The following is a 12610-nucleotide window of genomic DNA, read 5'->3' as shown; positions in this document are numbered from 1 at the left end:
TCCTAGGACCGGCCGTGCGGATCCTGCCGGCCGTCGCGGTCGGCGGGTCCGGCACGGTCCGCCCGGTGCGCGGCCGCGGCGTCGTGCGCAGGATCGGCGCGGTACGTGGCGTCGTGGCCGTGCGTGGTGTCGGTGCCGTGCGCGCGGTGGGCGTCGTGCGCAGGATCGGCGCCATGGGCCGCGGCGCCCCCGTCGCCCGCCTCGCCGACCGGGAGTTCGGCGCCCGTCGGGAGCGCCGCGTGCCCGGGGCCGCACCCACAGGCGGGGCCGGGCTCGGCGTCGGTGGTGAGCCTGACCAGGGTCAGCCGGGACAGCGGCGGAACCGCCCCGGTCCGGCCGGCCCGGCGCCAGGCGATGAGCACCGTCAGCCGGATCATCTTCCTGGCGACGTACACCAGCAGGGCGGCCAGCGGCAGTTCGGCGAGCGCCGCGGTGAGGATCGCGCCGGCCAGCTCGTCGCTGTTCCAGTCCAGCACGATGTCGAACCAGGCGTCGCAGCACAGCAGGGCGGCCGTGACCAGCGCCCACGGGATGAAGATCTGGAGCCGCCGCCAGGCGCACAGCGCCGTGACGCCGATCGCCACGATCAGGGCGCCGTCGAAGCCGACCCAGGCGAAGCGCCACTGGTCCACCTCGTGGTGGTCGGGCAGGCTGGCCGACAGGTAGCCGATCCACGGGATCAGGAAGAGGAAACTGCCCGTGACGACGGCCAGGAACATCCAGCGCAGGTGCCGCACATGGGGGTCGTGCGGCGAGGGGACCTCGTGAACCATGGCGTCCACTGTGCCGGAAGCGGCGGGCGGCAGCGCTGCGGACCCCGACGAGCCGCCGAGGTCGTGCCGGGGGGTCGGCCCCACCGGGCACGGTCGAGGAGGCCCCCGGGCCCGCCGGTTCCGCGGGCACGGACCCGTCGACTCCGTTCAGGGGCTCGACGAAACCGCCGGGGCGGGCGCCGGCGCCCTCGTGCCGAACGGGGCTAGGGAGCCGACCGCGTCGACCAGCGCCTGGAAGGCGTCCTCGCCCAGCGGCGCGACGACACGGGCCCGCAGGGCGCGGGCGAGCACCCGCGAGGCGGTGTGCACGGAGTCGGCGCCGGCCGGCGTCAGCTCGGTGTAGACGACCCTGCGGTCCTCGGCCGAGGGGCGGCGCCCGACCAGCCCCGCGTCCTCCAGGCGGTCCACCAGCTTGGTGGTGCCCGCGGTGGAGAAACCGAGGGCGGCGGAGAGCTGGTTCATGGGCGCGGCCCGGCCGGGCGCCGTGAGCAGGAACATCAGGGCCTGGAAGGAGCTGGGGGCCAGTCCCTGCTCGGCCTCGACGGTGGCGAGCATGTCGTCGGTGAGCCGGCGCACGCCCGACTGAAGGGCGAGCCACTGCTTCACCAGGGCGAGTTCGTCGGCGTCGGGGCAGGCGGGCGCCGTGTTGCTCCGTCCGGGTTCCACCACCATCGCCCCAGGATAGTCCTCCCGCGAGAATCCAGCGGGCGAGATGTTCTCCGGCGAGACGTCGCAAGCCGCCCCTTCCCGTGAGGACGCCCACGGCGCTCCGGGCGGCGGCCAGACATCGGATGCCTTGCCGCTCCGGACCGACCCGAGGGCGAGGTCGGCACGTCCGCCGGACCGGCCCTACTCGCGGCCCGCTCCCCGGTACAGCTCCAGCTCCCCCTGGAGTTCCAGCGCCAGCACCGTCGCGTGCGGGTCCACGTCGGCCGGGGCGGGCGCGTCGATCCACAGCACGCCGGGGACGTCGTGCAGTCCGCCGGTGACGTGGTGGGCGAGCTCGGCCCCGGTGCCCACCACGGTGACCCTGCGCACCGCGCTGCGCAGGCCGCGGACCGACACCGTCTCGCGCGGAGGGTCGAAGCAGGTCAGGTAGAGCGTGCGCCGGTCGGCGGACAGCGTGCTGGGACCGTAGTGGTGGCCCGGCGGCATACCCGCGACGGTTCCGTACACCGCCTCCGCGTGCCGGGCCGTCCACGCGCCCAGCCCTTCCAGGCGGGCGGTCTGCTCGGGGGTGATGGTGCCGTCCTCCCGCGGTCCGACGTCCAGCAGCAGGTTCCCGCCGGCGCCGACCGTCTCCGCGAGGTGGCGGACGAGCTGCCCGACCGACTTGTGGCGGTGGTCTCGCGGTTGGAAGCCCCAGGAGTCGTTGACCGTCAGGCACAGCTCCCAGGGGCCGTCCGGCGCCCGCATCGGGACGCCCTGTTCGGGCGTGGCGTAGTCGCCGCGGTGCAGCATGCGGGCGTTGAGCACCACCTGCGGGGTGACCGCGAGGACCTGCTCGGCGAGCGCGTCGATGCCCCACTGCTCGGCCGACCGCTCCCACTCGCCGTCGAACCACAGCAGGTCGGGGCGGTAGCGGGTGGCCAACTCCACCACCTGCGCGTCGCGGTAGGCCAGGTAGCGGCGCCACGCGGCGGGGTCCTCCGCGCCCGGCCCGGGGGCGCTGAACCGGTTGTCGTTGACCGGGATGCCGGCCGGCGGGGACGGGTGGCGGACCGTCGCGTAGTCGGGGTGCGACCAGTCCGAGTGCGAGTAGTAGAGCCCGACCCGCAGGCCGTGCGCGCGCAGCGCGTCGGCGTACCCGCCGACCAGGTCGCGGCCGGCCGGGGTGTCGCGGGCCGCCGACAGGCCCGGCTGCCCGCTGTCCCACAGGGCCACGCCGTCGTGGTGGCGGGCGGTGAGCACCGCGTACCGCGCGCCGGCCCGGGCGAACAGCCGCGCCCAGGCGTCGGGTTCGTACCGGGAGGCGGTGAACCCGGCGAGCTGGCCCATGTACTGCTCGCGGCTGACCCGGCCGTCGTAGAACGCCCAGGACTCCGGGACGCCGTCGACCGCGTAGATGCCGTAGTGCACGAAGATGCCGAGCTTGGCGTCGGAGAACCAGGGCTGCATGGGCATGAGCCGCAACCGCTCCAATACATCGGAGGTATGACCTGACGAGCAGACCCTAAGCGCGCGGGCTCCGCCGATCAATCCCCACCAGCGGGCAGGCCGCAGCGGCACCGCCCGGCCGTCGCCGCACCCGGGCCGACCGTGGGACGGGCCTCCGGGCACCGTCGGGAGAGCGCTCTCCCATCGTGGTATAAAGGCAGTTATGACCACCAGCCGTCCGGGTCGCCCGCACCTGCCCACGCTCGAAGACGTCGCACGGTCCGCCGGGGTGTCCCGGGCGACGGTCTCGCGGGTGGTCAACGGCACGCGGAACGTCGACCCGGAGATCCAGAAGGTGGTCCGGCAGGCGGTGGCCAGGACCGGTTACGTGCCGAACCGCGCGGCCCGCACGCTGGTGACCCGCCGCACCGACTCCGTCGCGCTGGTCTTCTCGGTGCCGGAACACCCGGCCGACGACCCCTTCCTGTCGCGGGTGTTCAGCGACGCGTTCTTCGGCCGGATCCTCGGCGGACTGCTCACGGTGCTGCGGCCGCGCGGCATGCACCCGGTGCTGATGCTCGCCGACTCCGACGAGGTGCGGCGGGAACTCGTGGGGAACCTGCGCCAGCAGCACATCGACGGCGTGGTGCTGGTGTCGATAGCGCCCGACGACCCGCTGCCGGACCTGCTGGCCGAGGCCGGGCTGCCCGCGGTGCTCTTCGGCCGGCCGACCACGCGGATGCCGATCAGCTTCGTGGACATCGCCCAGCAGGCGGGCGTCACGCTCGCCGTCGACCACCTGGTGTCGCTCGGACGCACCCGTATCGCCACCATCGCCGGGCCGCACGACTCGCCCGTCGGCCGGGAACGCCTCGCCGGCTTCCGCGACGCGGCGGCCCGGCACGGCCACCCGCGACCGCCCGCCGTCGAGGGCGACTTCACCCAGGAGGGCGGCGAGGCGGCGATGCGCGCGCTGCTGTCCGACCACCCCGGCACCGACGGGGTGTTCGCGGCCAACGACCTGATGGCCCAGGGCGCGCTGCTCGCCCTGAGCGACCTCGGCCGCCGAGTGCCGCAGGACATCGCGGTGGTCGGCTTCGACGACAGCATCGCCGCGACCGCCTCCCGCCCGCTGCTGACCACCGTGCGGCAGCCGGTGGAGGACATGGCCGCGGAGATGGCCCGACTGCTGCTCGCCCTGATCGACGACGCGTCCCAGCAGATCCGCTCGGTGATCTTCCGGACCAGCCTCGTCCGGCGCCAGTCCGCCTGAACCCGCCGCCGCGCACGGTCCGGCCGGGCCCGCACCCGGCGCGGGCCGCCCCCGGCACGCCGGCGTGCCCGCGCCACGCCCCCGCGCGGCCGCGGACCGGCTCATCCCGCCTGCGGCGGCGCCTCGATCGCGATGACGGTGGCGACGATGCCGGCGTGGGCGATCCAGCGGCCGGTGAAGACCTCGGGGCCCACCCCGTCGGCGAGGAGCGGCCCGGGCACCAGCAGGCGGGCGGTGAAGGTGCCGCGGGTCGGACCGGACAGCACCGGGTCCTCGGCCAGCAGCAGTTCGGCCTCCTCGAAGCCGAGCATGCGGTGGTGGTACGGGTACCACGCCTTGTAGACCGTCTCCTTGGCGCTGAAGAGCAGCCGGTCCCAGTGGATCTCGGGCTTCTTCCCCGTCAACTCGGCGAGCGCGGCGCGCTCTTCGGACGTGGAGTGGATGACGTCCAGCACGCCCTCGGGCAGCGGTCCGTCCGGCTCCGCGTCGATGCCCAGCGCCAGGACGTCGGTGGCGCGGGCCACGGCCGCGGCCCGGTACCCGTCGCAGTGCGTGATGCTGCCGACGACGCCCTCCGGCCAGACCGGGGCGCCGCGGTCGGCGTCGTCCCGCGGGATCGGGCCCGCCGGCACGCCGAGCCCGGCGAGTGCCTCCCGCGCGCAGGCGCGGCCGGCGGCGTGCTCGGCCCGGCGCTTGGGGACGGCCCGGGCGACACCGGGCTCCTCCTCGGGGTGGAGCGGAACGCGGTCCAACTCGTCGCCGTAGGCCGCGCGGGTGCGGACCGAGGCCGGGACCAGGTGCTCGATCACCGGCCCGCCCCCGGCCGGCCGGCGAGGATGCGGCGCGGGCCGAGAGGGCCCGCGGCCCGGGCACCCCACTCGCGCGGGTAGCCGAGCGACGCCTCGGTGAAGCGGATGCCGTCACGGTAGGTGACACGGGGGATGTGCAGGTGGCCGTAGACGACTTCGGTGGCGTGGAAGCGCAGGTGCCAGTCCTCGGTGAGTTCGGTGCCGCACCACAGGGCGAAGGACGGGTAGCGCAGCACCCGGGTCGGATCGCGGTGCAGCGGCCAGTGGTTGGCGAGCACGGTGGGCAGGTCGGGGTCGAGGGCGGACAGCCGTTCGGCGGTCTCGGCGACGCGGGCCCGGCACCAGTCGTCGATGCCGGGCAGCGGATCGGGGTGCAGCAGCATCTCGTCGGTGCAGACCACGCCCAACTCGGTGGACTGGGCCAGCGCTTCCTTCTTGCTGGTGGCACCGGGGGTGCCGTCGCGCCACGTGTAGTCGTAGAGCAGGGCCATCGGGCAGACGGCGACCGGGCCCTTCTCGCCCTCCCAGATCGGGTACGGGTCCTCGGGCGTCACGACGTCGAGGGCGCGGATCTCCTCGACCAGGTGCCGGTAGCGCGCCTCGCCCCGCAGCGTCAGCGGGTCCTTGGGGTGCGTCCACAACTCGTGATTGCCCGGCAGCCAGATGACGGTGCCGAAGTTCTCCTTCAGGGTGCGCAGCGCCCAGAGGATGTCGGCGACGTGCTCGGCGACGTCGCCGGCCACGATCAGCCAGTCTCCGTCGCCGCCGGGCCGCATCTTCTCGACGATGTCGCGGTTGGCTTCGTAGCCGACGTGCAGGTCGCTGATCGCGAGGAGTTGCGGGGCGCCGGCGGTCGATGTCTGCACGCATCCGATCATCTCAGACGGTTCCCGCCCGCGGGCCGACTTCGGGTGTCCACCCGGGGTTTTCCCGTGGCGGCGGCCGGCACCCCCGCCCGAGGCGCCCTCCGTGCGGGGTGCCGGCGTGTCAGTCCCGGTCGACGAGGACGGCGGCTCCCTGGCCGACGCCGACGCACATGGTGGCCAGCCCCCGCGCCGCGCCGGTGCGGCGCATCCGGTGCAGCAGGGTGGTCAGGATGCGGGCGCCGGAGCAGCCGAGCGGGTGGCCGAGTGCGATCGCGCCGCCGGTGGGGTTGACCAGCTCGGGGTCGATGCCGAGCTCCCGCACGGAGGCGAGCGCCTGCGCGGCGAACGCCTCGTTGAACTCGGCCTCCTGGACCGAGTCGATGCCGCGGCCGAGCCGGGCCAGGGCGCGCCGGGTGGCGGGGACCGGACCGATGCCCATGACGTCGGGGTGCACGCCGGCGCTGGCCCCGGCGGCGTAGCGGCCGAGGGACTCCAGTCCGAGGTCCGCCAACGCCTCCTCGCTGACCAGCAGGATCGCGGCGGCTCCGTCGTTCATCGGCGAGGAGTTGCCCGCGGTGACGCTGCCACCGGACCGGAAGACGGGCTTCAGGGCGGCGAGGCGTTCGGCCGTGGTGTCCTCGCGGATGCTCTCGTCCTCGGTGACCACGACCCCGTCGGGGCGGGTGACGGGCAGGATCTCGGCGTCGAACAGGCCGTCCTTGCGGGCCCGGGCCGCGTTGCGGTGGCTGCGCAGCGCGAAGGCGTCCTGGTCGGCGCGCTCGACGCCGTACCGCTCCGCGACCTCCTCCGCGGTCTCTCCCATGGACAGCACGCCGTGCAGCTCGGTCATCCGCGGGTTGACCAGGCGCCAGCCGAGGCGGGTGTCGTGGGTCTGGATCGTCCGCGGCAGGGCCTCGTCGGGGCGGGGCAGCACGAACGGGGCCCGGCTCATCGACTCCGAGCCGCCGGCCAGCACCACGTCGGCCTCGCCGGCGGCGATCATGCGGGCGGCGGAGGTGACGGCCTCCATGCCGGAGGCGCACAGCCGGTTGACGGTCGCGCCGGGCACGGTGTCGGGCAGCCCGGCGAGGAGGCCGGCCATCCTGGCGACGTTGCGGTTGTCCTCACCGGACTGGTTCGCGGCGCCCCAGTAGACGTCGTCGATCCGGGCCGGGTCGAGTGCCGGGACCCCGTCGAGGAGCCCGCGGATCACCGCGGCCGCGAGGTCGTCCGGCCGGACGGTGGACAGCGCACCGCGCAGGCGTCCGATCGGGGTGCGGCGGGCGGCGGCGAAGTGGACTGGGCGCATCGTGGCTCCTCGGTGCCGGAAAACTAGCAGTGCGAGTTTATGCCGTCTCCAGGGCGGCGTACACCCTGCTGAGCAGCGCGTGGAGCTGCTCACACTCGGCGGCGTCCAGCGGGGCGAGGACCTCTTCCTGCACGACGGCGGCCTTGCGCCGGAGCCGTTCCAGCGCGGCGCGGCCCTCGGGGGTGATGGCGACGTTCACCCGGCGCCGGTCGGCCGCGTCGCGGGCGCGCCCGGCGTAGCCGGCGGCGGCGAGGTCGTCGACCACCTTGACGATGTCGCTGGCGTCGACGGACACGCGCGCGGCGAGGTCGCGCTGCGCGTGGGGGCCGAAGTCGGCGAGGGCGGCGAGGACCGCCATGTGCCACAGCCGCAGCCCCTCCTCGGCGAGGCTCGCCGCGAGGCGCGAGCGGGCCTCCTTGCCGGTCTTCGACAGGAGATAGGGGGTGAGCGCCGTGAGGCTGGGGGGCGTCCGCTGTTCCATGACGGCAGTGTAGGCGGTCACCCATGATGGGGCGTGGCCATCGATGGGTTCATTCCTATGAAAGGCCGACCCCCATGATGGGCCACGCCCCCGTACCTACGTTAGGCTCACCCCCATCGTGGGTTCGCACCCATCAATGGGCGGTCTCCCCTGCCCAGCCCCGACCGCCTCCCCCGACCCGCCGCACCTCTCACTTCGGAGCCCCGCATGGACGCCCTCCATCCACGCCTGCTCGTCGGCGACTTCGGCGCCGCCTTCCGCTTCTACGACCGCGTGCTGCCCGACCTGCTCGGCGCCGTCCTGACCAACGGCGGCCCGGACGGGCCGTACGCGAGCTGGGACGTCGGCGACGAGGGGCTGCTGATGCTCCTCGACCGCGCGGCGATGGCCGAGGTCACCGGCGCCTCCCCCGTGCCCGACCCGCCTCCGGCCGGACCGGACCGGTCGATGCTGGTCAGCCGCGTGTCCGACGTGGCGGCCGCCTACGACCTGGCGCTGCGCCACGGCGGCACCGCGGTCGCTCCCCCGACCGGCCGCCCGCAGTGGGGGCCGACCATGCGCACCGCCCACCTGCGCGACCCGGAGGGCAACCTGCTGGAGTTCCAGTCCTACTGACCGCCCGGCCGCTCCCCGGCCGCGGTGCGGACCCGGCACAGCCTCCCACCGGGAGGGCCGGCGCCGCGGTCAGCCGCGGGAGCGTCCGTGCAGGCGCTCCAGCTCGCGGCGGTCGCGCTTGGTGGGGCGGCCTGTACCGCGGTCGCGCAGCCCCATGGCGAGGACGTCGGTGCGCGGCGGCGGGGGCGGGCTGTTGTCGACGTACGCCTCGACGGCGACCGGGGCGCCCACGCGCTTGGCGAGCAGGCGGGAGACGACCACCACGCGCTCGCGCCCGGCGTGCAGCAGCCGCACCTCGTCGCCGACCTTGACGGCCTGCGCGGGCTTGACCCGCTCGCCGTTGACCTTGACGTGGCCGGCCCGGCAGGCGGTCGCCGCCTGCGACCTGCTCTTCGTGAGCCGTACGCACCAGATCCAGGAGTCGACGCGGACGGTGCCGCCGGTGTGCTCGTGTTCTGCCGCCATGGAAGGAAGCCTACGGCGGGCGTCCAGCGGTTTTCAGCGCATCGGCCGGACGGGTGAGCGCGCCGCGCCCGGCGGACGCGCCCCCGAGGCCGGCGGGACGCGCCCCCGGGGAGGCCGCCCCGGCTACCGGGCGTACACCGCCACGAAGTCGCGGGTGGCCTGGACGTAGTAGCGGTTCGGCGGGTCCTCGAAGTCGAGGATGTTGGTCGGCACGGGATCGGACGGGTCGTGGCTGCCGTCGTACGACATGAAGGACGGCCACGCGCGGTTCATGTCCAGCGGCATGGCGCGCACGGCGCCGGCCCGCTGCATCAGGTCGGCGAGGCTCTGCGCGGACAGCGCCTGGCCGACGACCATGATGACGTCGCCCTGGGCGGTGACGCCGACACCGGAGCGGGGCACGAACATGCCGCCCTGGTCGGCGACGCCCCACTTGGAGCCGTCGTCGATGTCGGGGACGACCTTGCCGCCGTCGACCATCAGCTCCAGGCACTGGCGGACACCGACCACGTCGGGGGTCATGCGCACGTCGCGGCCCCAGACCCCGACCTTGATGGAGCCGTCCTTGGAGAAGACCTCGGAGGCGGCGCCGTCGCGCAGTTCCCCGTCGGTCTTCCCGTCGAGGTAGAAGCCGCCGCGGGAGCCGCCGTCGGTGATGCGGAAACCGCCGTTCCAGGTGGCGACGAGGCCGGTGCGCTGGCCCTTGGGGATGGTGGGCGGCACGTCGAAGGTGCCGCCGGGCTCCATGAAGCCGGGGTGGAGCTGGAAGCGGGCGTACTTGCCGCTGATCCAGGCGACGGCGGCCTCGTAGGAGGTGTGGTCCTCGTCGGGGCGGACGTAGGTGCCCTGCACGAGGGGCTCGCCGCGGGCGCTGCTGAGGGTGCGGTAGACGCCCTCGCCGGGCAGGGCCGGGCTGACCGGCGGCCGCAGGGGGGAGCGCATCGGGACGAGGGGCCGGCCCGGGGCGGCCGCGTGGTCTCCGGGCGCGGCGCCGGCCGCGGCGGTGGCGCCCGAGGTGGCCTTCATCCGGGCCAGCGCGTCGGCGGACAGCGTGCCGCCCACCCGCGGCGGGTTCATCCGGTACTGGACGTTCTCCAACCTGTTCACCACGAAGCCGAGTTCGTGGTCGCGTGCCCACTCCGCGAGGCGGGCCTCGGTGCTGTCGCTGCCCGGGTAGGTGAGCGCCTTGCCGACCGACCAGCCGACGGTGCCGGCGCACACCAGGCAGACGCCGAGCGCACTGCGCGTGGCGATGCGGCGGCGACGTAGCTGCTCGGGGGTCAGGTTTCGGCGGTGCTTCCAGGGCAGCAGCCGCCTGCGCGGTCCTCGTCCGCGCCCGCGACCGCCGCCCGGCGGGTCGACGGTGTCACCGTCCGGCTGCTGTTCGGCGATCGTCATGCCGCTCCTCCCGCGTGCTCGCGCGCACATCATCCGCTTTTCCTACGTAATGACCCAGGTGGGTGCGGCCGTACCGCCCGAGCGCCGGGAAACACCCGGCCGCCGCACGCGTCGGCGCCGTATGGTGGCCGGGCTCCGGGGGCCGGGGCGGCGTCGAGGAGGGGCGGCGGCAATGGCGGGACACGACGAGGTGGCGGCCGCGATGGCGCGGGCCGGGGTGCCCGGGGACCGGATCGCCGCCGTCACCCCGCTGGCCGGGGGCACGTACAACGCGCTGCACGCCGTGGACCTCACCGACGGCACCCGGTGGGTCCTCAAGGTCCCGCCGCCCGCGCACCTGCCGCGGCTGCGCTACGAGGCCGGGCTGCTGCACGGCGAGGAGTGCTTCTACCGCGGCGCCGCGGCGGCGGACGTGCCGGCGCCCCGGGTGGTGCGGGCCGAGCCGGACGAGGGCGCCGCGCGGACGCCCTACCTGTTGATGACGCACCGCCCGGGTCGGCCCTGGCACACCGTGGCGGCCGAGGAGGGCGTCGGCGAGGGCGAGGGCGCCCGGCTGCGCGGCGAGTTGGGCGCCCTGGTGGCGCGGCTGCACGCGGTGCGCGGCCGGCGCTTCGGCTACCCGTCGGGCAGCACCGGGCCGCTCACCGACCGGTGGGCGCCCGCCTTCACCGCGATGGCCGGGGCGATCCTGGACGACGCCGAGCGGTACGGCGCGTGGCTGCCGGTCCCGGTGGCCGAGGCGCGCGCGGCGTTCGCGGCGGCGGGCCCGCTGCTGGCGCGGGTGGCAACTCCCGCGCTGGTGCACTTCGACCTGTGGCCGGGGAACGTGCTGCTGGTCGGGGAGGGCGGGGCCCGTACCATCGGCGCGCTGATCGACGGGGAGCGGATGTTCTGGGGCGACCCGCTGGCGGACTTCGCGTCGCTGGAGCTGGTGGGCGGCCCGCCGGAGGACGACCCGGCCTTCCGCGCCGGGTACGCGGCGGGAGGCGGGCGTCCGGAGTGGGACGCCGAGGCCCGGCGGCGGATCGCGCTGTACCGCGCGTACCTGCACCTGATCATGCTCGTCGAGGTGGTGCCGCGCGGCTACACCGGGGAGCACCTGGCGTGGACACGGGAGTTCGCCGGGTCCCGGCTGCCCGCCGAGCTGGCGGCGGCTACCGGATGAAACGGGGGTGAACCGGGCGCGGGGCCGGGGTCGGCAGTGACGGAAGTGGCCGAATCCTTTCGGAGGACCGGTGTGCTCTGAGAGGATGCCCCTGCGGCTCGCGGCCGCCCTGACACGGCCGTAGGCAGCGCATTTCGCCCAGGCGGGGTGCCCCACGAGGAGGCGGTGATCTGCGGATCACCGCCTCCTCGTGCTGCCGTGCCGGGCCGCCCGCTGGCCGGTACGGCCCTCTTGACGCGGCTACGGCAGGGTCGCGACCACCGCCGCGTACGACAGGCCGGCCCCGTAGCCGAGCAGCAGCGCGGTGTCGCCCGAGGAGGCGTCGCCGGCGGCGAGTACCGCGTCCATCGCCAGCGGGATCGACGCTCCCGAGGTGTTGCCGCTGGTCACGATGTCCTTCGCGACGGCGACCCGGGACGGCAGGCCCATCGACTTCGTCATGCTGTCGATGATCCGCTCGTTGGCCTGGTGCGGGATGAAGGCGTCGAGGTCCTCCGCCCGTAGTCCGGCCGCCTCGACCGCCCGCGTGGCCACCTTCGCCATCTCGTACACCGCCCAACGGAAGACCCGCTGGCCGTCCTGGCGCAGCGCGGGGAAGGGGTGGCCGGGGTCGTCCCGGAGCGTGTTCCACGGCACGCTCTGCCGGATGGCGTCCGCCTGCGAGCCGTCGGCGCCCCACACGGCGGGGCCGATGCCGGGGGTCTGCGAGGGCCCGACCACGACCGCGCCCGCGCCGTCGCCGAAGATGAAGGCGGTCGAACGGTCCGTCAGGTCTATGATGTCCGACATCCGTTCGACCCCGACCACCAGCACGTGCCCGCCGCGGGCGCGCACCGCGTCGGAGGCGAGCACCACGCCGTGCACGAACCCGGCGCAGCCCGCGGAGACGTCGAAGCCGGCCGCCTGTTCGGCGCCGATCCGGTGGGCGATCTCGGTGGCGATCGCCGGGGTCTGCATCAGGTGGGTGAAGGTGGCGGCGATCACGCAGGTGACGTCGTGCGGGGTGATCCCCGCGGCGGCGATCGCCTTCAGGGCGGCCGCCTCGGCCATCACGCCCAGCGTCTCGTCCGGCTCGGCCCAGCGGCGGGTCACGATGCCGGTGCGCGCGCGGATCCACTCGTCGGAGGAGTCGATGTGGCGGCACGCCTCGGCGTTGTCCACGATCCGCCGGGGGCGGTACGCGCCCACTCCGAGAATGCGGCTGTGCGGTGCCCCCATGGGCACGGCGATCTCAGCTTTCATGGGAGCCTTTCAGGCCATCGAACGGCCGGGAGGTCCACGCCCCGGCCGCGGCACCCCCCACGGGGTGCCCCGATGATTCTCCCGCTCCTGATGCGGCCCGGCGCACAGCCACCCCGT

At 74.9% G+C, this 12610-nt stretch carries 13 protein-coding genes; 3 read left to right on the top strand and 10 right to left on the bottom strand.

Features of this window, described 5'->3' with window-relative positions; translation table 11 throughout:
* Positions 1-2: 2 nt before the first annotated feature.
* The 3 genes from RVR_RS32545 to RVR_RS32535 all read right to left on the bottom strand — a co-directional run bounded on the left by RVR_RS32545 (position 3) and on the right by RVR_RS32535 (position 2915).
* Complete coding sequence (locus RVR_RS32545) at positions 3-773, bottom strand: hypothetical protein (protein ID WP_202237510.1); 771 nt, start codon at positions 771-773, stop codon at positions 3-5.
* A 147-nt stretch (positions 774-920) separates the two neighbouring features.
* Positions 921-1445, bottom strand: coding sequence for a MarR family winged helix-turn-helix transcriptional regulator (locus tag RVR_RS32540; protein ID WP_202237509.1), 525 nt, complete (start codon positions 1443-1445; stop codon positions 921-923).
* A gap of 177 nt (positions 1446-1622) precedes the next feature.
* On the bottom strand, positions 1623-2915 hold the full coding sequence (locus RVR_RS32535) for an alpha-L-fucosidase (RefSeq protein ID WP_272933123.1): 1293 nt from the start codon (positions 2913-2915) through the stop codon (positions 1623-1625).
* 178 nt (positions 2916-3093) lie between these two features.
* On the opposite strand from RVR_RS32535, the gene RVR_RS32530 reads away from it, so the two are divergent.
* On the top strand, positions 3094-4143 hold the full coding sequence (locus RVR_RS32530) for a LacI family DNA-binding transcriptional regulator (protein ID WP_202237507.1): 1050 nt from the start codon (positions 3094-3096) through the stop codon (positions 4141-4143).
* Between the two features lie 101 nt (positions 4144-4244).
* On the opposite strand, the gene RVR_RS32525 is transcribed toward RVR_RS32530, so the two are convergent.
* The 4 genes from RVR_RS32525 to RVR_RS32510 all read right to left on the bottom strand — a co-directional run bounded on the left by RVR_RS32525 (position 4245) and on the right by RVR_RS32510 (position 7608).
* The gene (locus RVR_RS32525) at positions 4245-4952 is read right to left on the bottom strand and encodes a 4'-phosphopantetheinyl transferase family protein (protein WP_202237506.1); all 708 of its coding nucleotides are present in this window, start codon (positions 4950-4952) and stop codon (positions 4245-4247) included.
* Positions 4949-5830 (bottom strand): metallophosphoesterase family protein, encoded by an 882-nt coding sequence (locus RVR_RS32520; protein WP_202237505.1) that lies wholly within the window; start codon positions 5828-5830, stop codon positions 4949-4951. The genes RVR_RS32525 and RVR_RS32520 overlap by 4 nt, the downstream gene beginning before the upstream one ends.
* A 109-nt stretch (positions 5831-5939) precedes the next feature.
* Complete coding sequence (locus tag RVR_RS32515) at positions 5940-7127, bottom strand: thiolase family protein (protein ID WP_202237504.1); 1188 nt, start codon at positions 7125-7127, stop codon at positions 5940-5942.
* A gap of 37 nt (positions 7128-7164) precedes the next feature.
* Positions 7165-7608, bottom strand: coding sequence for a MarR family winged helix-turn-helix transcriptional regulator (locus tag RVR_RS32510; protein ID WP_202237503.1), 444 nt, complete (start codon positions 7606-7608; stop codon positions 7165-7167).
* Between the two features lie 207 nt (positions 7609-7815).
* On the opposite strand from RVR_RS32510, the gene RVR_RS32505 reads away from it, so the two are divergent.
* Entirely contained in the window at positions 7816-8223 is a 408-nt protein-coding gene (locus RVR_RS32505) for a VOC family protein (RefSeq protein ID WP_202237502.1), read from the top strand.
* Positions 8224-8292: 69 nt separating this feature from the next.
* Here the strand turns inward: RVR_RS32505 and RVR_RS32500 are convergent, their stop codons facing one another.
* Positions 8293-8688 (bottom strand): RNA-binding S4 domain-containing protein, encoded by a 396-nt coding sequence (locus RVR_RS32500; RefSeq protein ID WP_202237501.1) that lies wholly within the window; start codon positions 8686-8688, stop codon positions 8293-8295.
* Between the two features lie 123 nt (positions 8689-8811).
* Positions 8812-10086 (bottom strand): phosphodiester glycosidase family protein, encoded by a 1275-nt coding sequence (locus RVR_RS32495; protein ID WP_202237500.1) that lies wholly within the window; start codon positions 10084-10086, stop codon positions 8812-8814.
* Between the two features lie 172 nt (positions 10087-10258).
* On the opposite strand from RVR_RS32495, the gene RVR_RS32490 reads away from it, so the two are divergent.
* Positions 10259-11251, top strand: coding sequence for a phosphotransferase family protein (locus tag RVR_RS32490; RefSeq protein ID WP_202237499.1), 993 nt, complete (start codon positions 10259-10261; stop codon positions 11249-11251).
* Between the two features lie 240 nt (positions 11252-11491).
* On the opposite strand, the gene RVR_RS32485 is transcribed toward RVR_RS32490, so the two are convergent.
* On the bottom strand, positions 11492-12493 hold the full coding sequence (locus tag RVR_RS32485; protein WP_202237498.1) for a beta-ketoacyl-ACP synthase III: 1002 nt from the start codon (positions 12491-12493) through the stop codon (positions 11492-11494).
* Between the last annotated feature and the right edge of the window lie 117 nt (positions 12494-12610).

Source organism: Streptomyces sp. SN-593, assembly GCF_016756395.1.
GTDB lineage: Bacteria > Actinomycetota > Actinomycetes > Streptomycetales > Streptomycetaceae > Actinacidiphila > Actinacidiphila reveromycinica.
Note: the sequence above shows the minus strand (reverse complement) of the source record. Positions and strands in the feature narration are given on the sequence as shown.